At 61.5% G+C, this 20506-nt stretch carries 20 protein-coding genes; 10 read left to right on the top strand and 10 right to left on the bottom strand.

The annotated features are described in order from the left end of the window. Positions 1-49: 49 nt before the first annotated feature. A complete protein-coding gene (gene carA, locus VR71_RS24155; protein WP_045686833.1) occupies positions 50-1198 on the top strand; it encodes a glutamine-hydrolyzing carbamoyl-phosphate synthase small subunit in 1149 nt (382 codons plus the stop codon). 95 nt (positions 1199-1293) lie between these two features. Further along, positions 1294-3228 (top strand): glycosyltransferase family 2 protein, encoded by a 1935-nt coding sequence (locus VR71_RS24160; RefSeq protein ID WP_296430868.1) that lies wholly within the window; start codon positions 1294-1296, stop codon positions 3226-3228. Here VR71_RS24160 and VR71_RS24165 read toward each other — a convergent pair. Then, positions 3169-3819 (bottom strand): GntR family transcriptional regulator, encoded by a 651-nt coding sequence (locus tag VR71_RS24165; protein WP_009817831.1) that lies wholly within the window; start codon positions 3817-3819, stop codon positions 3169-3171. The two genes, VR71_RS24160 and VR71_RS24165, sit on opposite strands and share 60 nt — an antisense overlap. 101 nt (positions 3820-3920) lie before the next feature. Between VR71_RS24165 and VR71_RS24170 the strand changes: the two genes are divergently transcribed. The 3 genes from VR71_RS24170 (at position 3921) to VR71_RS24180 (ending at position 6105) form a co-directional block, all read left to right on the top strand. Next, positions 3921-4565, top strand: coding sequence for a pyrimidine 5'-nucleotidase (locus VR71_RS24170; RefSeq protein ID WP_045686834.1), 645 nt, complete (start codon positions 3921-3923; stop codon positions 4563-4565). Positions 4566-4650: 85 nt separating this feature from the next. Then, positions 4651-4869, top strand: a complete 219-nt coding sequence (locus VR71_RS24175; protein ID WP_009817833.1) for a hypothetical protein — start codon at positions 4651-4653, stop codon at positions 4867-4869. A 33-nt stretch (positions 4870-4902) separates the two neighbouring features. Then, a complete protein-coding gene (locus VR71_RS24180; RefSeq protein ID WP_045686835.1) occupies positions 4903-6105 on the top strand; it encodes a UbiH/UbiF family hydroxylase in 1203 nt (400 codons plus the stop codon). A 3-nt stretch (positions 6106-6108) separates the two neighbouring features. Here the strand turns inward: VR71_RS24180 and VR71_RS24185 are convergent, their stop codons facing one another. The 3 genes from VR71_RS24185 to VR71_RS24195 form a co-directional block, all read right to left on the bottom strand. Further along, on the bottom strand, positions 6109-7236 hold the full coding sequence (locus VR71_RS24185) for an aminotransferase class V-fold PLP-dependent enzyme (RefSeq protein ID WP_045686836.1): 1128 nt from the start codon (positions 7234-7236) through the stop codon (positions 6109-6111). A gap of 64 nt (positions 7237-7300) precedes the next feature. Next, positions 7301-7759, bottom strand: coding sequence for an Lrp/AsnC family transcriptional regulator (locus VR71_RS24190; protein WP_009817836.1), 459 nt, complete (start codon positions 7757-7759; stop codon positions 7301-7303). After that, positions 7756-8211 carry an Lrp/AsnC family transcriptional regulator gene (locus tag VR71_RS24195; RefSeq protein ID WP_040651353.1) on the bottom strand — a complete coding sequence of 152 codons (456 nt, stop codon included), beginning with the start codon at positions 8209-8211 and terminating at the stop codon, positions 7756-7758. Before VR71_RS24195 ends, VR71_RS24190 begins: the two co-directional genes overlap by 4 nt. Before the next feature lie 127 nt (positions 8212-8338). Between VR71_RS24195 and ilvC the strand changes: the two genes are divergently transcribed. Together ilvC and VR71_RS24205 are read left to right on the top strand one after the other, a co-directional pair. Then, entirely contained in the window at positions 8339-9361 is a 1023-nt protein-coding gene (gene ilvC, locus VR71_RS24200) for a ketol-acid reductoisomerase (protein ID WP_009817838.1), read from the top strand. A gap of 66 nt (positions 9362-9427) precedes the next feature. After that, on the top strand, positions 9428-10345 hold the full coding sequence (locus VR71_RS24205) for a DMT family transporter (protein ID WP_045686837.1): 918 nt from the start codon (positions 9428-9430) through the stop codon (positions 10343-10345). A 132-nt stretch (positions 10346-10477) separates the two neighbouring features. On the opposite strand, the gene folP is transcribed toward VR71_RS24205, so the two are convergent. The 6 genes from folP to proS form a co-directional block, all read right to left on the bottom strand. Further along, positions 10478-11488 (bottom strand): dihydropteroate synthase, encoded by a 1011-nt coding sequence (folP, locus tag VR71_RS24210; RefSeq protein WP_045686838.1) that lies wholly within the window; start codon positions 11486-11488, stop codon positions 10478-10480. Positions 11489-11699: 211 nt separating this feature from the next. Beyond that, a complete protein-coding gene (locus VR71_RS24215; protein ID WP_045686839.1) occupies positions 11700-12098 on the bottom strand; it encodes a DUF4864 domain-containing protein in 399 nt (132 codons plus the stop codon). A gap of 53 nt (positions 12099-12151) precedes the next feature. Beyond that, positions 12152-12556: a cytochrome c gene (locus VR71_RS24220; protein ID WP_009817842.1), complete on the bottom strand. Its 405-nt coding sequence runs from the start codon at positions 12554-12556 to the stop codon at positions 12152-12154. A gap of 71 nt (positions 12557-12627) precedes the next feature. After that, on the bottom strand, positions 12628-13311 hold the full coding sequence (locus tag VR71_RS24225) for an ABC transporter ATP-binding protein (RefSeq protein WP_045686840.1): 684 nt from the start codon (positions 13309-13311) through the stop codon (positions 12628-12630). Further along, positions 13304-14590 (bottom strand): lipoprotein-releasing ABC transporter permease subunit, encoded by a 1287-nt coding sequence (locus VR71_RS24230; RefSeq protein WP_009817845.1) that lies wholly within the window; start codon positions 14588-14590, stop codon positions 13304-13306. The genes VR71_RS24225 and VR71_RS24230 overlap by 8 nt, the downstream gene beginning before the upstream one ends. Before the next feature lie 276 nt (positions 14591-14866). Then, positions 14867-16222: a proline--tRNA ligase gene (proS, locus tag VR71_RS24235; RefSeq protein ID WP_045686841.1), complete on the bottom strand. Its 1356-nt coding sequence runs from the start codon at positions 16220-16222 to the stop codon at positions 14867-14869. Between the two features lie 169 nt (positions 16223-16391). Between proS and VR71_RS24240 the strand changes: the two genes are divergently transcribed. The 3 genes from VR71_RS24240 to VR71_RS24250 all read left to right on the top strand — a co-directional run bounded on the left by VR71_RS24240 (position 16392) and on the right by VR71_RS24250 (position 20281). Then, the gene (locus tag VR71_RS24240) at positions 16392-17636 is read left to right on the top strand and encodes a cation:proton antiporter (protein ID WP_045686842.1); all 1245 of its coding nucleotides are present in this window, start codon (positions 16392-16394) and stop codon (positions 17634-17636) included. Positions 17637-17715: 79 nt separating this feature from the next. After that, positions 17716-18495: a 23S rRNA (adenine(2030)-N(6))-methyltransferase RlmJ gene (gene rlmJ / locus VR71_RS24245; protein ID WP_045686843.1), complete on the top strand. Its 780-nt coding sequence runs from the start codon at positions 17716-17718 to the stop codon at positions 18493-18495. A 133-nt stretch (positions 18496-18628) separates the two neighbouring features. Next, entirely contained in the window at positions 18629-20281 is a 1653-nt protein-coding gene (locus VR71_RS24250) for a pentapeptide repeat-containing protein (RefSeq protein ID WP_296430870.1), read from the top strand. The last annotated feature ends 225 nt before the right edge of the window (positions 20282-20506 follow it).

The raw sequence follows: 20506 nt of genomic DNA on the forward strand, positions 1-20506 counted from the left end.
GCACGCCCGTAGGTATGCGCAAATTTGCCCGCGCCGGAGACTCGCACCCATGGCCCACGCCTCCACTCCCCGCCCGACTGCCTGCCTTGCCCTCGCGGATGGTTCGCTCTTTTACGGCTACGGGTTTGGCGCGGTGGGCGTGACCACGGCAGAGCTGTGCTTTAATACCGCGATGACGGGCTATCAGGAAATCATGACCGATCCCAGCTATGCCGGGCAGATCGTGACCTTCACCTTTCCGCATATCGGTAACACCGGAGTGAACATCGAGGATGATGAGACCGCCGAGCCTGTTGCCGAAGGTATGGTGGTGAAATGGGACCCGACCGAGCCGAGCAATTGGCGCGCGCAAGAGCATCTGACAAGCTGGTTGGCCCGGCGCGGTCGGATTGCGATCGGGGGGGTAGATACCCGTCGCCTTACCCGCGCCATCCGGCAGCAGGGGGCGCCGCATGTGGCCCTTGCCCATGATCCTGAGGGAAATTTCAACGTTGAGGCGTTGGTGGCACGGGCCCGCGGCTTTGGCGGGTTGGAGGGCATGGACCTGGCCAAGGATGTGACCTGCGCGCAATCCTATCGCTGGGATGAAATGCGCTGGGCCTGGCCCGACGGATATCTGCGTCAGACCGAGGCACGGTATAAGGTTGTCGCGGTCGATTACGGCGCCAAACGCAATATCCTGCGCTGTTTGGCAAGTGCCGGGTGTGACGTGACCGTCCTGCCTGCGACGGCGACCGCCGAGGATGTGCTGGCCCATTCACCGGATGGTGTGTTCCTGTCCAATGGACCCGGTGATCCGGCGGCGACCGGAAAATATGCCGTGCCGATGATTCAGGGTGTTCTGGAGACCGGGCTGCCGCTTTTTGGTATTTGTCTCGGGCATCAGATGTTGGCACTGGCCCTTGGGGCGGAAACGATCAAGATGAACCACGGACATCACGGGGCCAACCACCCGGTCAAGGATCTGGAAACCGGCAAGGTCGAGATTACCTCTATGAATCATGGCTTTGCCGTTGATAGTCAGACCCTGCCTGCAGGGGTTGTCGAGACGCATGTCTCGCTTTTTGACGGATCGAATTGTGGTATCCGGATCAAGGATCGTCCTGTGTTTTCGGTTCAGCATCACCCCGAGGCCAGCCCCGGACCGCAAGACAGTTTCTATCTGTTCGAGCGGTTTGCGGCCTCGATGGCGGGTTAAGCCGGCAGAAAGTCGTCTCTGTTAACTTCTCCTTAAAACATCGTTAACCAACGGCGCGCTAGCGTTCCTTGAACCGAATGGGGAAAGGGCGCAGCATGGGAATTTCCGAACTCCGCCATATGGGCGCGCGCGGGTCTGGTGCGCGGGTGCCGATCAATCCGCTGGGGCGCGCCCTGGTTCGGGCCGGTGCCATCAGCCGATCCGATGCCGCCTTGGCCGAGATGGTGCGGCGGCATTGCGATACGTCCCTCGACCGCATTCTGCAGGCCGAGGGGCTGGCGACCGAAGACGATTTGCTCGCGGCCCACGCCCGCCGCCTGTCCAGCCAACGGTGGACGGTCCAAGACCTCGCGGTTGCCGAGCCGGTTGACGCGGGCCTCGACCCACGCATCCTGCTCAAATATGGCGTGCTGCCTCTGACCGCCGCCTCTGGGGCGACGGTTCTGGCCACGGGTGGGCCAGAGAGCCTTGCGGCGTTGCGCCCATCCTTGCCCAAATCGTTGGCGCGTGCGCGTGCAGTGATGGCGCCGCGCCACGCGATTCAGGACCGCATCGCCCAAGAGCACCGTGACCTCTTGCGAGCGCGGGCAGAGGCCCGCGTGGCGGAGACTGAGAGTTGCCGCACTTGGGAGGGAGCGTTTGACCGCCGCTTGCGGATAACGTTGGCCGGTCTGGCCGGAATCGCAGTGCTCAGCCTTGCGTTTCCGGTGATGATTTTCGCTCTGTTTGCCTTTTGGGCGTGCTTGACCCTTGTGGTGTCTGCCGGGCTCAAGATCGCTGCCTTTGTGGCGCATCGTGTGGCCAAGACGGCGACTCCGGCGCTCGATCCTCGATCCCAACGTCCCCTTCCCAAGGTGTCGATCCTTGTGCCGCTCTTTCGCGAAACCGAAATCGCCCATGCGCTCATTGCCCGGCTGAGCCGTCTCACATACCCGAAATGCCTGCTCGACGTGATCCTCGTGCTCGAAGAGGAGGATGATCTGACCCGTCAGACGCTGGCGGGTATCGACCTGCCGCCGTGGGTGCGGCCCGTGATCGTGCCCGATGGCAAACCGCGCACCAAGCCGCGCGCGATGAACTATGCGTTGGATTTCTGCGAAGGCGACATCATCGGCATTTTCGATGCCGAGGACGCGCCTGAGGCTGATCAGATCACTGTTGTTGCCCGCCGGTTTCAGCAGGTGCCGCGTGAGGTGGCCTGCTTGCAGGGGATATTGGATTACTACAACCCCACACAGAACTGGTTGGCGCGTTGCTTTACCATCGAATACGCCACCTGGTTCCGCACTCTTATGCCCGGCATGGCGCGGCTGGGGCTGGCCATTCCGCTTGGGGGCACCACGCTCTACTTTCGGCGCGATGTGCTAGAAGAATTGGGCGGCTGGGACGCGCATAACGTGACCGAGGATGCCGATCTGGGCTTTCGTCTGGCACGGCATGGCTACCGCACCGAAATGATCAAGACCGTGACCGAGGAAGAGGCCAATTGCCGCGTTTGGCCTTGGATCAAGCAACGCTCCCGCTGGCTCAAGGGCTATATGACCACCTATCTCGTGCATATGCGCCAGCCCCGATTGCTTTATGCGCAGCTCGGGCCGCGCAAGTTCTGGGGGTTCCAGGCGCATTTCGTCTCGGCGCTCTCGCAGTTTCTGCTGGCACCGTTCCTATGGTCCTTCTGGCTTGTGCTGTTTGGTCTGCCGCATCCGCTCGACCCGGTTCTGCCGCATAGGGTGCTGGTGGGGTTGGGCAGTCTCTTTCTGACGGTCGAGGTTCTGAATGTCTGCATTCACATGGCCTCTGTCGCGGGGCCGCGTCACCGACATCTGATGGCATGGGCCCCGACCATGCATTTTTACTCACCCTTGGGGGCTATTGCCGCCTATAAGGCGCTGTACGAGCTGATCCTGAAGCCGTTTTTCTGGGATAAGACGGCGCATGGCCTGTCGGTCGCCGCCCGAGGGCGGCGCACGTCAGACGGTGGATTTGACCTCTCCGGAATCAAGCTTGAGCCGGGTCACAAAGGCCTTTGAAATGTGATCGCGCAGGGCCTGTGCCGCACCCTTGCCATCATGGGCTTCGATGGCGACGACGATCGCGTCATGTTCGCGCAGCGCATCCTCATCCCGACCCACCGCCGCAAGGGACGTGGTCGCCAAAAGCGCCATCGAGCGATGCACAAGATCGAGTTGTTGCACCAGAAAGCGGTTGTGCGAGGCCAAGTGAATCTGCTTGTGAAACCGCCGGTTGGCGCGTGCCAACTCAACCGGTTTGCCCAAGAGCGTGCGATCATCCTCGACCATGTCGCGCAACACGCGCACCTCTTCGGGGGTCGCATGGCGTGCGGCCAGTTCCGCGGCCAGACCCTCCAATTCGGCGCGCACCACGTAGAGTTCGGCCAACTGGTTGTAGTCCAGGGACGACACGATCAGGCTGCGACCGTCGCGGCTGAGCATGGATTGCGTCTCGAGTCGTTGCAGCGCCTCACGGATGGGCGTGCGCGAGACGCCGAAGCGTTCGGCAAGATCGCTCTCGACCAGTCGGTCACCGGGTTTGAAGATGCCAACATCTATTGCCTCAAGGATGAGCGAATAGGCATCGGTAGGGGGCGGTTTCATCAGCATGTCCGTTTCTTCTGATTGTTGGTGGGAACCTTACGCGCTTTGGGCGCGGGATCAAGCCTTGGGCGATTGCGCGCAATGTCGCGGCCGCCTATATCTGCGCCATGTCCAAGACAGATTTTTCTCACATCCACACATGGGTCTTTGACCTCGACAACACACTCTATCCTCCTTCGGCACGGCTCTTTGACCAGATCGAAGTGCGGATGACGCGGTTTGTGATGGAAACGCTCGGCGTGACCCATGCCGAGGCGGATCAGTTGCGGCATCACTACTGGCGCGAGCATGGCACGACACTGGCGGGGTTGATGCGGCTGCATGATCTTGATCCGGGACCATATCTACAGGCTGTCCACGATATCTCGCTTGATCATCTGGAGCCGGACGCTGCGCTGAATGCAGCTATTCGCGCGCTGCCGGGGCGCAAGATCGTCTATACCAACGGCTCAGCCCCCTATGCGGAACGGGTGATCACCGTGCGCGGACTGACGGGGACGTTTGACGCGGTTTACGGCGTGGAACATGCCGGATATCGGCCGAAACCCGAGGCCGAAGCGTTTGAGATCATACTGAGGCAGGATGGGAGCGCGCCGCAAACTGCGGCAATGTTCGAGGATGACCCGCGCAATCTTGCGGCGCCGCATGCCATGGGAATGCGCACCGTGCATGTGGCCCCCGAACGGATCGAGGCAGCGCACATTCATCATCACACCGATGATTTAGGTGGATTTCTGGCGGGTCTGGTCTGAGCGCTGCGGCGATACGTCCCTTTGAACGCGGGGGGTGGGGCATATTTATGCGTCACGAGATTCATCTTAGACCAAGAGGCCCGACATGACCGCGACCGCAGCCCCCAGCGATGCCAAGCAAGCCCCCGCCAAGAGCCATGATCCCGACGCCGCCGCCGTTGGCCCGATCCTGTTGAGCGTGGCGGTTTTTCTGGCCGGATGGGCCACAAGCATTGTGCTTTGGGGCATTCCGGGGCTTTATATTCCGGCACTGGCCCTTGTCCCGGTGATCTGGGTGATGCTGATTTTGATCTCGCGCGGCTGAGCAAGCACTCGACCGCTTTCGGAGGCTCTGAGAATGGCGCAGGCAGACTATGATATCGTGGTCTCGGGCGGCGGGGTTGCCGGTCTGACGGCGGCTGCGGTCCTTGGCCACGCGGGCTTTTCCGTGCTCTGCGTTGATCCCGCGCCGCCGGTGACCGCGCGTGATGCCGAAGGGTCTGACTTGCGCACGACGGCGTTTTTGCAACCCGCCCAGGCACTCTTGGATCACGCAGGCCTCTGGGCGCGGCTAGCCCCGTTTGCCACCGACCTGCAAGTGATGCGGATCGTTGATGCGGGCGGAGAAGTGGCTGAGCCACGCGTTGTAAGAGAATTCAACGCCAGCGATATTTCCGAGCGTCCCTTTGGCTGGAACTTGCCCAACTGGCTCTTGCGCCGCGAGATGGTGGCGCATCTGGAAAGCCTGCCCTCGGTCACGTTCAGGCCCGGCACCGGCACCACCACGCTCTTTACCCGCGAGGCAGAGGCACGCGTGGGGCTGACTGACGGTGCCCGCGTGCGATGCCGTTTGGTGATTGCCGCCGACGGGCGCAATTCGCCGATCCGCGAAGCAGCAGGCATTCGTTTGAAAACAACACGTTATGGGCAAAAGGCGCTTGCCTTTGCCGTCACGCATCCGATCCCGCATGACAATGTATCGACCGAAATTCACCGTTCTGGTGGGCCGTTCACTCTTGTGCCGCTCCCTGACCATGAGGGACGGCCGTCGTCGGCGGTGGTCTGGATGGAAGAGGGGCCAGAGGTGGCGCGCCTGGCCGCGCTGCCGGTGGCCGAATTCGAAGCGACGATGAACGCCCGCTCCTGTCAGCTCTTTGGCCCCCTGACGCTGGCGTCGCGCCGCAGCGTCTGGCCGATCATCAGCCAAGTGGCCGAGCGCATGTCAACCGAGCGGGTGGCGCTCGTGGCTGAGGCTGCGCATGTGGTGCCGCCGATTGGCGCACAGGGTCTGAACATGTCGCTTGGCGATATGCGGGTGCTGCTGGACCTGGCCGAGGCGAACCCCGAGCGTTTGGGCGACCGCCAGATGCTCGACACCTACCATCGCCGCAGGCATTGGGAAGTGCAGGCGCGCGTGACCGGGATCGACCTGCTCAACCGCGCCTCGATGCTGAGCGCACAGCCCCTGCGGGATGCGCGCGCGCAGGCGCTGAGCGCGATCTATTCACTGGCCCCGGTGCGCAAGACCCTGATGAAGATGGGACTTGGGGCGCGGGGGTGAGGCTCAGAGCACCTTAGCGAGCACCACCTCCAGCCGTTTCAGCGCTGCGGGCACATCGTAGAGCTTATCAAGGCCGAAAAGCCCGAGGCGGAAGGTACGGAAACCCTCGGGTTCACCCACTTGCAGTGGCACGCCAGCGGCGATCTGCATGCCTTCTGCCATGAATTTTTTGCCGTTCTGAATGTCGGGGTCGCTGGTGTAGCTCACGACGACACCGGGCGCGCCAAATCCCTCGGCGGCAACAGAGGTCACGCCGCGCGCGGCCAGCATGGCGCGCACGCCATTGCCCAATTCCCATTGCGCAGTCCGCAACCGCTCGAATCCATAATCGCGAGTCTCGATCATCGTATCGCGGAACCCGCGCAGCGCATCGGTGGGCATGGTCGCGTGATAGGCATGACCGCCATTTTCATAGGCCTGCATGATCGCGCGCCATTTCTTGAGGTCGAGCGCGAAACTGTCCGACGTGGTCTCTTCCAGCCGCGCCACCGCGCGCGCCGAGAGCATCACGAGACCGGCGGAGGGAGAGGCCGACCAGCCCTTTTGCGGCGCGGAAATCAGCACATCGACGCCCGTGGCGCGCATATCGACCCAGGCACAGCCCGACGCGATGCAATCCAGCACCATCAGCGCGCCCACCTCATGTGCGGCCCCGGCCAAGGCCGTAATATAGTCATCGGGCAGGATCAGACCGGCAGAGGTTTCCACATGCGGGGCAAAGACCACATCGGGCTTTGCTTCGCGGATCTTGGCCACGACCTCGTCGATAGGTGCGGGCGCAAAGGGCGTGGTCGCCCCGTTGCCGGTTTGCCGCGCCATGCACACGGTGGTGTCTGAGGTGAATTGACCCGCGTCGAAAATCTGGCTCCAGCGAAAGGAAAACCAGCCGTTGCGCACGATCAACGCATGCGCGCCGCGCCCGAATTGCCGCGCCACGGATTCCATCGCATAAGAGCCACCGCCGGGCACGAGCACCACGGCATCGGCGGCATAGACGTCCTTGAGCATGGATGAAATGTCGCGCATAACCTTTTGAAAAGAGGCGGACATATGGTTGAGCGAGCGGTCGGTGAACACCACCGAATATTCCAGCAGGCCATCGGGGTCGACGTGGTCGAGCAGGGCAGTCATGGGATGTCTCCTCTATCTTGCGGGCAAGATGGCGCGGGATGGCCCATAAGTCCAGTGCGTCACGTCAGCCAATCGGTCCCGGACGACGTTCCTCGCTCAACAGCACATTGGCCTCGACATCGCCGACCCCTGGTAGGGTCATGATCCGGCGGCGCAGCACGCGCTCGAAATCGGAAATGTCGCGGGCCACCACGCGCAGGCGATAGTCATAGAGGCCCAAGATATGTTCGACCGTCTGTACCTCGGGGATGGCCGATACCGCACGCTCGAAATCCTCCAGGCTGACCCGGCCCTTGGTGGCGAGTTTGACTCCAAGGAACACCGTGACCCCAAAGCCGAGCTTTTCGTGATCCAATTCAAGGCGCTGCCCTTTGATCACGCCGGTTTCGCGCAGGCGGTTGATGCGCCGCCAAGCCGCAGGTTGCGACAGGCCGAGGATGCGGCCGATAGCGCTTGCGGATTGGGTGGCGTCACGCACGAGTTCACGCAGGATCAGGCGGTCGGTGGTGTCGAGTTCGATCATAGCGGCAACACCTCGTCGGATTTGATCCGGGCGACATGCATGAGCGCCTCGATATCGGCGATATGGGGCAGGGTGAGAATGGCGCTGCGATACAGTTGTTGGTAATGACCCATATCGCGGGCTATGATCGACAGCCGAAGATCGACGCGACCGAGAAATGTTTGAATTTCAAGAACTTCCGGGACATTTCTGGCCGCTGCCATGAATTCGTCAAAGGCGCGTGGCTGGGTTTTGTCCAACGTTATGCGAAGCGAAACCTCGACTTCATAGCCAAGGGCACGCCAGTCGATGACGGCGCGGTTGGCACGCAGTATTCCCTCTTCCTGCATACGTTCCAACCGACGTGTGCAGGTCGCAGGTGCCACACCTGATCGCTCCGCCAACTCGGCGGGGCCAAGAGTCGGTGCATGCTGATATTGCCGCAGAATGCGGCGGTCTGTGTCGTCGAACATGATATTTTTGTCAATTGTGAGTTTGTGAATGATTGCACAAAAATTACCGAATTTCAAACCGAATTCACATGCGTCTTTGCGCGTGGAGTCACTATGCTGCGGCTATCCAATGAAAGAGGAGAACGCCATGCGCGTCTATTACGATCGTGACTGTGACATCAACCTGATCAAAGACAAGAAAGTCGCCATTCTGGGCTATGGCAGCCAAGGCCACGCCCATGCGCTTAACCTGCGGGATTCAGGGGCAAAAAACCTTGTGGTTGCGTTGCGTGAGGGATCGAAATCGGCCAAGAAGGCCGAGGCAGAGGGCCTCAAGGTCATGGGCATCGCAGAAGCGGCCGCCTGGTGTGATCTGATGATGTTCACCATGCCCGACGAATTGCAGGGCGAGACCTATCGCAAATATGTTCATGATAACATCAAGCCCGGTGCGGCGATTGCATTTGCCCACGGTCTCAACATCCATTTCGGCCTGATCGAGCCGAAAGAGGGCGTCGATGTCATCATGATGGCGCCCAAGGGCCCCGGTCACACGGTGCGCGGTGAATATGTCAAGGGCGGCGGCGTGCCCTGCCTTGTGGCGGTCAACAACGATGCCTCTGGTAAGGCCTTGGAACTGGGGCTTTCTTATTGTTCGGCGATCGGCGGCGGACGCTCGGGGATCATCGAGACCAACTTCCGTGAAGAGTGCGAAACCGACCTGTTCGGCGAGCAGGCTGTGCTCTGTGGTGGCCTTGTGGAACTGATCCGCATGGGCTTTGAGACGCTGGTCGAGGCGGGCTATGCCCCTGAAATGGCTTACTTTGAGTGCTTGCACGAGGTCAAGCTGATCGTCGATCTGATCTATGAGGGCGGCATCGCCAACATGAACTATTCGATCTCGAACACGGCTGAGTATGGCGAATATGTCAGCGGTCCGCGTGTGCTGCCTTATGACGAGACCAAGGCGCGGATGAAGGCCATTCTGACCGACATTCAAACAGGGCGCTTTGTCCGTGATTTCATGACGGAAAACGCCGTTGGGCAGCCGTTCTTCAAGGGGACGCGCCGGATGAACGACGCGCATCAGATCGAAGACGTCGGGGCCAAGCTGCGTGGCATGATGCCCTGGATTTCGGCGGGCAAGCTCGTAGATCAAGAGAAGAACTGAACCTATTGAAATATAACGCGAAAGGGCATCCCTTGTGGGTGCCCTTTTGTGTCTGAGGGGATGCCCATGCAAGAGATTTCAGCACTCAACTGGTTGAGGATTGGTGCGTTGGGCATGATCTGGGGGGCGTCCTTCATGTTTGTCTCGGTCGCGTTGACCGGGGTGGGGCCGTTCTTTTTGGCGGCGGTGCGGATCGTGTTGGGGGCGGGGTTTCTGCTGTGCCTGCTCCGGATCAAGGGGCGGAAACTGCCACCTTTACGTCAGGGAGATGGTCAGAGAATTTGGCGATTTGCCCTGATCATGGCGTTGTTTTCAAACGTTTTTCCTTTCATCCTTTTGTCTTGGGCACAACAATCCGTGGCCTCGGGGTTTGCCGGGGTCTGCATGGCGGCGGTGCCGCTCTTGATCTTGCCCTTGGTGCATTTTCTGGTGCCGGGAGAGCGGATGAGTTTGCGCCGGTTGGTGGGGTTCGTCCTTGGGACCGTGGGCGTCGTGGTTCTGATCGGGCCGGATGCTTTCACATCGACCGGTAAGGATCTGGAATCCTTGGCAAGATTGGCCTGCCTAGGTGCTGCGGGCGGCTATGCGATCGGCTCGATTGCGACGCGGTTGTCGCCGGAAGTGGACCGTTTGTCCCTGTCCGCCTTGGTTCTGATGCTGGCTGCGGGGATTATCGTGCCGGTGGCGATGGTGGTCGAGGGCTGGCCTACGGCGTTGAATATGAAGAGTTTATTGGCCCTCCTCTATCTTGGTATCCTGCCCACAGGGGTGGCACAACTGTTGTTGGTGCAGGTCAATCGCGAGGCAGGGCCGAGTTTCTTTAGTCTTGTCAATTACATGGTGCCGGTCTGGTCGGTGATCCTTGGCGCTTTGGTCTTGTCCGAGGCGCTGCCGCCGAGTTTGCTGGCGGCGATGACGTTGATCTTGATCGGCGTCGGGATGAGCCAATGGGGCGCTCTGCGGCGGGTGTTTGGCCGGGGGTGATGCGTACAGGCGGTACATTTTCGGGCGCGAAATGTACGCAACCGCGTCCATCGTCCAAAAATGTAAGGTTTTGGTAACTATTCCCGGATTATCCTTGGGTAAGTGTCAAGAGAAGGTCTGATTCAGACAAGCTCAAAATCGAGGAGCAGAGAGTGTTGCACGCCAGAGATCGAACGCCGCGCGGGTTGCGGCCACGTCATGTACGCGCAGGATCTGAACGCCCTGCGCAAGACCTCCCAAGGCGACGGCGATTGAACCGGGGACGCGGTCGGCGGCGACCGGGGTTCTGCTGATGTCGCCAATAAAGCGTTTGCGCGACGCACCAAGCAGGATGGGGCAGCCGAGGCTGTGAAAGAGCGAGAGGTTTTGCAGGAGGGTCAGATTATGCGCCACGGTCTTGCCAAAGCCGATGCCGGGGTCGGTGATGATCTGGGTGCGGGGGATGCCCAAGGCGATGAGCGCCTCGATCCGGGCTGCGAGCCAGTCGTAGACATCGAGCAGCACGGTGTCATAGCGTGGGTCGGCCTGCATGGTTTCGGGCGTGCCCTGAGCGTGCATCACGCAAACGGGCAGGGCGTGGGTGGCGGCAAAGGGGGCGAGGGCGGCATCATAGGTAAAGCCCGCCACATCGTTGATCAGATTGGCCCCTGCGGCATGGGCGGCACTGGCCACTGGCGTCTTGCGGGTGTCGATGGAAATGGGGGTGGTGAGGCCCGCGCGCAGGGCCGCGATCACCGGGGCGGTGCGGGCGATTTCGTCCTCGATGGGCACCGGGGCCGCGCCGGGGCGGGTGGATTCACCGCCCACGTCAAGAATGCTGGCCCCATCAGCCGCCATCTGCCGGGCATGGGCGAGCGCGATCTCGGGATCGAAATGCCGACCGCCATCGGAAAAGCTGTCCGGGGTGACATTGAGGATACCCATGATCTGGGGCGTGGCCATGTCGAGCGAGGCGATGGGCGCGCGCGGGGTGGTGAGGTGATGCAACGCGTCGGCTGGCAGGTCCGAGGCGGGCATCAGAGAGGAGGGCGCGCCTCGGTCCAACACCTCGACCGTATCGAACCAGCACCAGCCGCCCGCAAGGGTCAAGGCGCCGGTTGGGCGGGCAGGATCGGTGCGGGGGATCGGGCGGTAATAGGGCATGAGCGACCTCGGAACGACGCGGAGCGTTGAACCGGTGAGGTAAGCGGGTGCAGTCGTGGGGTCAAGGCCTGGGATGGGACCGAGGATGGGGCCGGAGATCGGGCCCGGTATGGGGCCAGAGATTGGGTCGGCGATGGGGGCCTGTGATGGGGCCAGAGCTTGGGCCTGTGATGGGGCCGGAGATTGGGCCTGTGGTGGGGCGGATGCAGGCTCAGGCGGTGGCGTCAGGCGCAGGCGTGACCCGCACGCCATTGATGCGCCAGCCATCCGGGGTTTCGACCATCTCGTATTCAACGATCCAGCCCGCGCCGGTCGCGTCCCGCAGGCTCACGCTCTGCCAGAGTTTGCCGGCGATGTCCTTGGCGTCGAGAAAGATGACATCGGACGGTTTCCACACCATCGGATAGCCATCGCGCACCATCGCGCCGAACTGTTCCGGGGTGCCGAATTTCTGCTGGATAAAGGGGGTGGCGTAGCCATAGGCGCGCGCCACGTCCTGTGCCAGAAATGCCTCGATCTGGGCGGAAATGACGGCCTGTGCGCCCTCATCGGCGCGTAGGGGAGCGGCCAGACCAAGGGCCAGAGCCAGAGACAGGATCAAATACCGCATCGCGCACCTCCGTTTCATGTAGAGATAGCCCTGCGCTGGCCTGCGTCAACTGCTCAGGATTTTTGCAGCCCTTGCAGATAGGTCACCAGATCGACAACCGGTTGGCTGGTCAGGATGGTTTGTCCGCGTTCGGTCATGAGCCCGATATCGCGATCCTCGAAGAAACTGCCGTAGATCGGCATCGGGCTGCCATGCGAGACCAGCGGGTCACGCCCGTCGATCCGACGCACCACCCGTTCGACGGGGAACTGTCCGTTGTTCTTGGCCTGCAACATGGTCAGGTCTGTCGGCTGCACCGAGAGGACCACTTGCATCGGTCCCATTCCGGTGGCGTCCAGCCCGTGACAGGCGGCGCAATAGCGCTCAAAGGTTTGCTCGCCCGCGCGGGTGTCCTGCGCCTGTGCGGGGTGCATCAGGCTGAGGGTGACGAGGGTCAATGTGCAGAATGTCGCCCGCATACGTGGTCTCCTTGCTGCTGATCGTGTTTCTGGATGGTGCCCGATTTTCGGGGCACGCGCCTTGATCCACATCAGCCCGGCACGACCTGTCCCTGATCCAATCGCAAGATGCGGTCCATCCGGGCGGCCAGATCAAGGTTATGGGTGGCAATGAGGGCCGAGAGACCGGTGCCGCGCACCAACCCTGTGAGCGCCTCGAACACCTGATCCGACGTGCCGGGATCAAGGTTGCCGGTGGGTTCATCCGCCAAGAGCACACGGGGGGAATTGGCCAGCGCCCGGCAAAAGGCCACGCGCTGTTGCTCGCCCCCCGACATGGCCGAGGGCCGGTGCCCGGCGCGCGGCCCAACGCCCACCTGTTCCAGCAGCTCTTGCGCGCGCGCCTCTGCGGTGCGGCGGGCAACGCCATTGGCCAGTTGCGGCAACACGACGTTTTCCAGCGCGCTGAACTCGGGCAAAAGATGGTGGAACTGATAGACAAAGCCCACCTCTTGCCGCCGCACCGCCGTGCGCCGCCTGTCGTTGAGGCCGGTCATGTCCTCAGCCCCGATCTCGACCCGGCCTGCGTCCGGCGTATCGAGCAGCCCCGCGATATGCAGAAGCGTCGATTTGCCCGCGCCGGAGGGGGCGACCAGCGCCACCATCTCGCCGCGTGCGAGGGTCAGGTCGACGCCGTTCAACACCCGCACTTCAGAGCTGAGGCCGCGATTGTAGATTTTCTCGACGCCCATGAGGCGCAGCATTGCGTCACTCATAGCGCAGCGCCTCCACCGGGTTCATCCGGGCCGCGCGCCGCGCCGGAAAGATCGTGACCACAAAGCTGAGGCCCAGCGACAGCATCACGGCTGAGAGCACATCCTCGGACCTCAGTTGCGCGGGCAGGCGGTAAATGCCGCGAATGGAGGGGTCCCAGACCTGACCGCCCATCGCCATGTTCACAAAGCTGAAGATCGGGTCGATATAGAGCGCAAAGAGGCAGCCGAGGATCACGCCCATCGCCGTGCCGATCATGCCGGTGAAGGCGCCGCAGATGAAGAACACCCGCAGAACAGACCCCTCGGTCAGGCCCATGGTGCGCAGGATGCCGATGTCGCGGCCCTTGTTCTTGACCAGCATGATGAGGCCGGAGGTGATGTTCATCGCGGCGATCAGCACGAGGATCGACAGGATCACGAACATCACGTTATCCTCGACCTCGAGCGCGCGCAGGAACGAGCCGCTGGCGTCTTGCCACGTCCAGAGCATTGCGCGCTCGCCCGCCGCCTGCAAGAGCGGCAGGGTCAGGCTGTCCACGGTTTCGGGGTCTTCCACCATCACCTCCAGCTCATCGGCGCGGCCATCGCGGTTGAAGAAACTCTGTGCCTCTTCGAAGGGGAGATAGGCGCGGACCCGGTCAATGTCGTAGCGCCCGGCGGAAAAGATATAGACCACCTCATAGGCGTTGACGCGGGGGCTGGTGCCGAGGGGCGTCTTGACCCCGTTGGGGGAGATGAGCTTGATCCGGTCGCCCAGTGTGATGCCCAATTCCTGCGCCACACCGGAGCCTATGGCGATGCCTTGGGAAAAGCGCGCGATGTCACCTTGGGAGGTTTCGGGATCGGCGACGCGGGGGATGGTTTGCAGATCCTCGGGCGTGATGCCATAGACCTGCACACCGGCGTTGCGGTCGCTGGCATTGGCCATGACCTGACCCTTGACCAGGGGCGCGACGCGCGTGACGCCGGGGACGGCGCGCACCCGGTCGGCCATGGCGGCATAATCCTCAAGGCTGCGATCCACCCGGCCCGAGGCATCGACCGAGCCGGAGTTGTAGACCGTCACATGCGCATTTGCCCCGAGGATCGTATCGACAAATTCCGCGCGAAAGCCCGAGCGCACGGCGAGCGTGGCGATGAGGGCAAAGACCGCAAGCGTGATGCCGATCAGGCTGATCCAGGTCATGACGCTGACGCCGCCCTCGGCGCGCTTGGCGCGCAGGTAGCGCCAGGCGATCATCCATTCGAAGGCGGCAAAGGGAGGGGGCGTGCGTGCCATTGCGGTTCCTTGGTCTTGGGTTGGGCGGAGAGTGGGGGTTTCGGGTGGGGGCGTCAAGGGAGGGGGTAACCTCCGCCCCGAGCGATGAGCGGCGCGGTCGCTGGGCCGGGGACTAGCGAAGCAACGGACGTGACTGCCACTTTATGCCTGCCGAGTCCGTGTAACCCCTCAGTGATGCGCGCCCTCTCGAAATCGCTAGGCCGCGGGACGGCCCAGCGATCGCGCGGCGGCGCGTTCCGCGCCTTGATTCCGCGCGGCTCACCCCCCTTTACACCCTCACAGGCTCGGCCGGAGCACATGCCCCGCATAGATCTGCACCAGCTTCGCCACCGCCTCCTCGGGCGGCAGTTCTTCGCTTATCCCCGTGCGGCGGCTGGTCAATTCGACGACACCATTCTTGAGGCCGCGCGGCCCCACCGTGATCCGCCACGGCAGGCCGATCAGGTCCATCGTGGCAAACTTGCCGCCCGCCCGCTCGTCGCGGTCATCATAGAGCGGCTCCATCCCGAGGGCTGTCAAAGAGGCGTAAATCGCTTCGCAGGCGGCGTCCGCCTCGGCATCGCCCTGCTTGAGATTGACGATCCCGGCATGGAAGGGCGTGACGCCTTCGGGCCAGATGATGCCCTTGTCGTCATGGTTGGCCTCGATGATAGCGCCCACCAGACGGCTGACGCCGATGCCATGGCTGCCCATATGGACCGGCACGGATTTGCCATCCGGCCCTTGCACATTGGCGCCCATCGGCTCGGAATATTTGGTGCCGAAGTAGAAAATCTGCCCCACCTCGATGCCCCGGCTGGCGCGGCGTCGCGCCTCGGGGATGGCGTCATAGAGCGCCGCATCATGGGTCTCGTCGGTGCGCGCATAGGGCGTGGTCCATTCGGTGACGATGGCCGCGCATTCGGCGCGGCTGGCATAGTCCACCACCCGGTCGCCAAGCGTCAGATCGGTGATGGCACTATCATAGAACACCTCCGACTCGCCGGTATCGGCCAGCACGAGGAATTCATGCGTGTCATCGCCGCCGATCGGGCCGCTATCCGCCCGCATCGGAATGGCCTGAAGCCCCATCCGCTCATAGGTGCGCAGATAGCTGACCATGTGGCGGTTATAGGCATGCAGCGCGTCGTCCTTGGTCAGGTCGAAATTGTAGCCGTCCTTCATCAGGAATTCGCGGCCGCGCATGACGCCAAAGCGCGGCCGGACCTCGTCACGGAATTTCCACTGGATATGGTAGAGCGTCAGCGGCAGGTCTTTGTAGCTGCCGACATGGGCGCGGAAAATATCGGTGATCAATTCCTCGTTGGTGGGACCATAGAGCATGTCGCGGTCGTGCCGGTCCTTGATCCGCAGCATTTCCGCGCCGTAATCGTCATAGCGCCCGGACTCGCGCCAGAGGTCCGCCGATTGCAGCGTCGGCATCAGCACCGGAATATGCCCGGCGCGCACCTGTTCTTCGTGCACGATGTTTTCCAGCTTGCGCAGGATCTTGAAGCCCAAGGGCAGCCAGGAATAGATCCCGGCGCTCGCCTGCTTGATCATCCCCGCCCGCAGCATCAGCCGATGCGAGGCAATCTGCGCCTCCGAGGGGGTTTCCTTGAGAACAGGCAGAAAATAACGGCTCAGACGCATGGGCAGGGCACCTTTGAGATGAAATGCTTGGTTGCCCTCGAGTATCCTAGGGCGCGGAGCGCCGCAAGCGTTGAGCGGTTTGGTGCGATCCCTTGGCATGCGTCAACTGGCCGTTGCGGGCATTTCCCTATAGGAGATGCGGTATCACTAGTGAGGATCGACGCGAGACATGCAGGACGAACCCCTTTTTGCGCTGAATTCCTATCACATCGCGCTGGCTGTGATCGGCCTGACCGTGATCGCCGCGCGGTGGCTGCCGCGGCTGGTCTCGAACCGCGAACCGGCGTCCGCGCCGCTGATGATCCTGTTCGGCGCGGCGGCGACGCTCGTGATCCCCGGGCTGCCGACAGTGCCGGACCCGCGTCAGGCGCCGCTGCCGTGGGAGTTGGTGAGTGAACTGACCGTAATCGTGGCCTTGTTCGGCACCGGCATGCGCATCGACGGCTTGCGTCCTTGGAGGCGCTGGATGCCGACGGTGCGCATGCTTGCCATCGCAATGCCGCTGACCATACTGGCCATCGCTCTCCTCGGGGTTGGTTTGGCCGGGCTTACGCTCGCCGGGGCGATCCTGCTGGGGGCGGTGCTAGCACCGACCGATCCGGTGCTTGCCGCCGATGTGCAGGTGGGACCGCCGCAAGAGGGTGGCGAGCATCCGGTGCGCTTTACCCTGACCACGGAGGCCGGTCTCAATGACGGTCTGGCGTTTCCGTTTGTGTATCTCGGTTTGATCGTGGCGGTCGAAGGGGTGAACCCGGGAGCCTGGGCTCTGGAGTGGCTGCTGCGCGATGTCGTCTATCGGATCGTTCTGGGGGTTGCGATGGGTTGGCTCGGGGGGCGGGCCTTGGGCTATATCCTGTTCTCGGTGCCCAAGGATGCCGCGCTTGCGGAAACCGGCTCGGGGATCATTGCGCTGGCGGGGGTTCTGCTCTGTTACGGGTCGACCGAATTGATCGAGGGGTATGGTTTCATTGCCGTTGCGGTCATGGGGCTGACCCTGCGGCGCATCGAGACGGAGCACCATTTCCATCGGCGGCTGCACGATTTCTCGGACTCCATCGAGCATGCGCTGACCGCCGTGCTGCTCATTGCGCTGGGCAGCGTGATGCCGCTGCTGTTCGTGGACCTGAGGTGGGTTGATGTGGGCATGGCGGCGCTGCTCATTCTGGTGATCCGCCCGCTGGCGGGCTGGGTGGCGCTCTGGGGATCGGATCTCGACCGTCGGAGCCGGGCGGTGGTGTCGGTCTACGGGGTGCGTGGCATCGGCTCGATCTACTATCTCTGCTACGCGGCGGGTCATGTGGATTTCGCCAATGAGGCGCAATTGTGGTCTCTTATCGCTCTGGTGATCCTGATTTCCACCATCCTGCACGGGTTCAGTGTTGGACGGGCGATGGACGGTCTCGAGGACGCGTGAGGGTGTCGGATGGGCGGGCGTTGTGCCGTGACACATCTGTCCCTCTTCCCCAACCCCGCCGCACCTGCTACCAGCCCGCATGCTCAGTTATCAGCACCATTATCACGCGGGCAATCCGGCGGATGTTCACAAGCACGCAGGCTTGGCGTGGGTGCTTGACTATCTCACGCAGAAGGACAAGCCGCTCAGCTATATCGAGACCCATGCCGGGCGGGGGCTCTATGATCTGGGCGATGCGGCGGCGCTGAAAACCGGCGAGGCGGCGCAGGGCATCGGGCGGCTGGAGGCGGGATTTGCTGTGGCGCATCCTTACCTCCTGCGTTTGAAGGAGACCCGATTGGCGCTGGGCGCGCAGGCCTATCCCGGCTCGCCCCTGATTGCGGCACAGAGCCTGCGGGCGATGGACAGCCTGCATCTGGCGGAGTTGCATCCCGGCGAGAATGCCCATCTGCGTCGCAATCTGGCGGGCTATGACGTGAAGATCCGCCAGCAGGACGGGTTCGAGATGGCGCAGGAGATCTGCCCGCCGACGCCCCGGCGCGGTCTCTTGCTGGTTGATCCGAGCTATGAGGTGAAGACCGAATATGAGAGCATTCCCCGGCACCTGACCCAGATCGCCCGCAAATGGAATGTGGGTATTCTGATGCTTTGGTATCCGATCCTGACCAGCGGGGCGCATGAGGGGATGCTCACCCACCTCGGCGCGGCCTTTCCGGAGGCGCTGCGCCACGAGGTCCGATTTGCGCCGGTGCGGGCAGGGCATCGGATGGTGGGCTCGGGGCTCTTCGTGGTCAATGCGCCCTATGGGTTGGAGGCGGAGTTGGCGCGGGTGACGGGGGTTTTCGCGGCGCGGGGGTGAGGGGGATTTGTGGTGTTGTCATCCTCGGGCTTGACCCGAAGACCTCTTGCCCCACACGCGCCCGCAAACCTCCCCCTTGCCCCACGCCTTCGATCCCGCCAAGGTCGCGGGGCGCGTGGTTAAAAGGTGCCCCATGAAAAACAAAGAGCCGCCACAGGATTTGCTTGACTGGATGGGCCTCACAAACGCGCCCAATTGGCTGGGGTCTAGGTCATTTGGACGTCTTGTCGGCACCCTATTAGCGGTAGCCGTTCCGGTCCTCTTCGCCGGATCATTAATCACGGCATTTGTGGTGCTCTGGCATACTGTTGATCAGGCTATGAACGGTGAAGGCGCGTCGATAAATCTGGGAGCGGGCGCCCTGATTGCCGCGCTCTTGGGTGCCCCTTTCCTGATCTGGAGCACGGTCCTGAAACACCAGACTGTGCGCTATCAAAAAGAGGGCCATATCACGGACCGGATCACCAAGGCGGTGGAACAGTTGGGGGCGGAAAAGAGCGTTGATCGCATTGGCCGACCCGCGACCATTTGGACGGGCACACCCTCACAAATGTCAGTTGGGTCAGAATCAAGGGATAAATACCTAGAAGAACCAAGGTCACGGCTGATGGGGAGCGAGTGGTCGCAACGTTACAATGAGGAAGCCGACGAGGTTTGGGAGGGCCGCCTCTATGATATACACACTTGGCCAAGCGAGAAAACAGTTATTCAGTGGCAAGGTGAGGAGATTGCTCTCGTCAAAAGTGAAGAGATCGGCAACGTAGGTGATTGGCAAGTATTCACTGAAACTGTCCCCAATATCGAGGTCCGCATCGGCGCGATCCTGTCGCTGGAACGCATCGCGCAGGACAGCACGCGCTATGACAAGGGGCGCGACCATGTGCGGGTGATGGAGATTTTATGTGCATACGTGAAAGAGAATTCGACGGCACAACCGTCTAGCGGGCTTACTAAGCCAGATAACAAAAATCATCGCAAGTGGGTCGATGACATGGCAAAGCCGAGAGAAGATATCGCGATGGTTTTGAGAGTCATCGGACGCCGATCAAACGAACAGCGCGAGGTCGAGAAGGCACACGTCACATTTGATGGGCACTATCGTTTGGATCTTCACGGAACCAATCTGCGCAAGATGGATTTAAGTGGCATGAATTTTGATGACGCTCGACTGCGTGGCAGTTGGTTTGACGGCGCGATGTTGAAGCAAGCAAGTTTTAAAAGCGCAAATCTACTTGAGACCAGTTTTATTGAGGCGAGCGCTACAGGCGCGCAATTCGAACGTGCCAACCTTGGCGCGGATTTTTCAGATGCAATTCTTGATGGTGCAAAGTTCGAATTCACTGAGACCGACAACGAAGATAGTCTTTTCAAGAGCGAGAACGGTCGGTACGCATGCTTCGCCGGAGCTCAACTTTTGAATGCTTCTTTTTTGTTTAGTGGGAATCCGTCAAAGAAACGGAATTGGGGTATTGGAGCGGATTTTAATGACGCCAGCATGCGAGGATGCCTCTTTGATGGGTTTAACGGTTTTTTCGAGCATGTTTGGCCTGAGCAGTTTCATCACGGTTCCAAGAATGAGAAGGGTCTTGCGTTCCGCAATTGCCATTTAACCGAAAGCATCGTCAGTCGTTGCACACTCGATCTATGTTTCGGTGATGGAACTGTAAAACTTCCCGATGGGTCGGGACCAGAAAATCCTATGTGGCCTAGCACTTGGCCGAAGGTAATTCTAAGCGATATAGAATATGAAAGTACGCTGCGAGAATGGCGATTGTCGCGCCCCTGATTTGGAGATTTTTTAGCTTACCAAATGGCTTTCGAGTTTTCTGCCCGACCGGTTCCTGAGACCCGACTATCCAATTTCATTTTTTTTCTGCTGATTAACGCAAATGGCTCGCCAGCCCCGACGCCTATACGCCCCCTCCCAAGCCGGAGGGGTGAGGGGCGGCGCTTTGGTTCTGTCATCCTCGGGCTCGACCCGAGGATCTCTGGAGGCGGGAGGTCCTCGGGT

It is taken from the genome of Roseovarius sp. BRH_c41 (genome assembly GCF_000961715.1).
Taxonomy (GTDB): domain Bacteria; phylum Pseudomonadota; class Alphaproteobacteria; order Rhodobacterales; family Rhodobacteraceae; genus Roseovarius.

What these genes read in the sequence shown, in the direction of transcription:
- carA (WP_045686833.1), top strand. Translation starts at nt 50, where the DNA reads ATGGCCCACGCCTCCACTCCCCGCCCGACTGCCTGCCTTGCCCTCGCG.
- VR71_RS24160 (WP_296430868.1), top strand. Translation starts at nt 1,294, where the DNA reads ATGGGAATTTCCGAACTCCGCCATATGGGCGCGCGCGGGTCTGGTGCG.
- VR71_RS24165 (WP_009817831.1), bottom strand. Translation starts at nt 3,819, where the DNA reads ATGCTGATGAAACCGCCCCCTACCGATGCCTATTCGCTCATCCTTGAG.
- VR71_RS24170 (WP_045686834.1), top strand. Translation starts at nt 3,921, where the DNA reads ATGTCCAAGACAGATTTTTCTCACATCCACACATGGGTCTTTGACCTC.
- VR71_RS24175 (WP_009817833.1), top strand. Translation starts at nt 4,651, where the DNA reads ATGACCGCGACCGCAGCCCCCAGCGATGCCAAGCAAGCCCCCGCCAAG.
- VR71_RS24180 (WP_045686835.1), top strand. Translation starts at nt 4,903, where the DNA reads ATGGCGCAGGCAGACTATGATATCGTGGTCTCGGGCGGCGGGGTTGCC.
- VR71_RS24185 (WP_045686836.1), bottom strand. Translation starts at nt 7,236, where the DNA reads ATGACTGCCCTGCTCGACCACGTCGACCCCGATGGCCTGCTGGAATAT.
- VR71_RS24190 (WP_009817836.1), bottom strand. Translation starts at nt 7,759, where the DNA reads ATGATCGAACTCGACACCACCGACCGCCTGATCCTGCGTGAACTCGTG.
- VR71_RS24195 (WP_040651353.1), bottom strand. Translation starts at nt 8,211, where the DNA reads ATGTTCGACGACACAGACCGCCGCATTCTGCGGCAATATCAGCATGCA.
- ilvC (WP_009817838.1), top strand. Translation starts at nt 8,339, where the DNA reads ATGCGCGTCTATTACGATCGTGACTGTGACATCAACCTGATCAAAGAC.
- VR71_RS24205 (WP_045686837.1), top strand. Translation starts at nt 9,428, where the DNA reads ATGCAAGAGATTTCAGCACTCAACTGGTTGAGGATTGGTGCGTTGGGC.
- folP (WP_045686838.1), bottom strand. Translation starts at nt 11,488, where the DNA reads ATGCCCTATTACCGCCCGATCCCCCGCACCGATCCTGCCCGCCCAACC.
- VR71_RS24215 (WP_045686839.1), bottom strand. Translation starts at nt 12,098, where the DNA reads ATGCGGTATTTGATCCTGTCTCTGGCTCTGGCCCTTGGTCTGGCCGCT.
- VR71_RS24220 (WP_009817842.1), bottom strand. Translation starts at nt 12,556, where the DNA reads ATGCGGGCGACATTCTGCACATTGACCCTCGTCACCCTCAGCCTGATG.
- VR71_RS24225 (WP_045686840.1), bottom strand. Translation starts at nt 13,311, where the DNA reads ATGAGTGACGCAATGCTGCGCCTCATGGGCGTCGAGAAAATCTACAAT.
- VR71_RS24230 (WP_009817845.1), bottom strand. Translation starts at nt 14,590, where the DNA reads ATGGCACGCACGCCCCCTCCCTTTGCCGCCTTCGAATGGATGATCGCC.
- proS (WP_045686841.1), bottom strand. Translation starts at nt 16,222, where the DNA reads ATGCGTCTGAGCCGTTATTTTCTGCCTGTTCTCAAGGAAACCCCCTCG.
- VR71_RS24240 (WP_045686842.1), top strand. Translation starts at nt 16,392, where the DNA reads ATGCAGGACGAACCCCTTTTTGCGCTGAATTCCTATCACATCGCGCTG.
- rlmJ (WP_045686843.1), top strand. Translation starts at nt 17,716, where the DNA reads ATGCTCAGTTATCAGCACCATTATCACGCGGGCAATCCGGCGGATGTT.
- VR71_RS24250 (WP_296430870.1), top strand. Translation starts at nt 18,629, where the DNA reads ATGAAAAACAAAGAGCCGCCACAGGATTTGCTTGACTGGATGGGCCTC.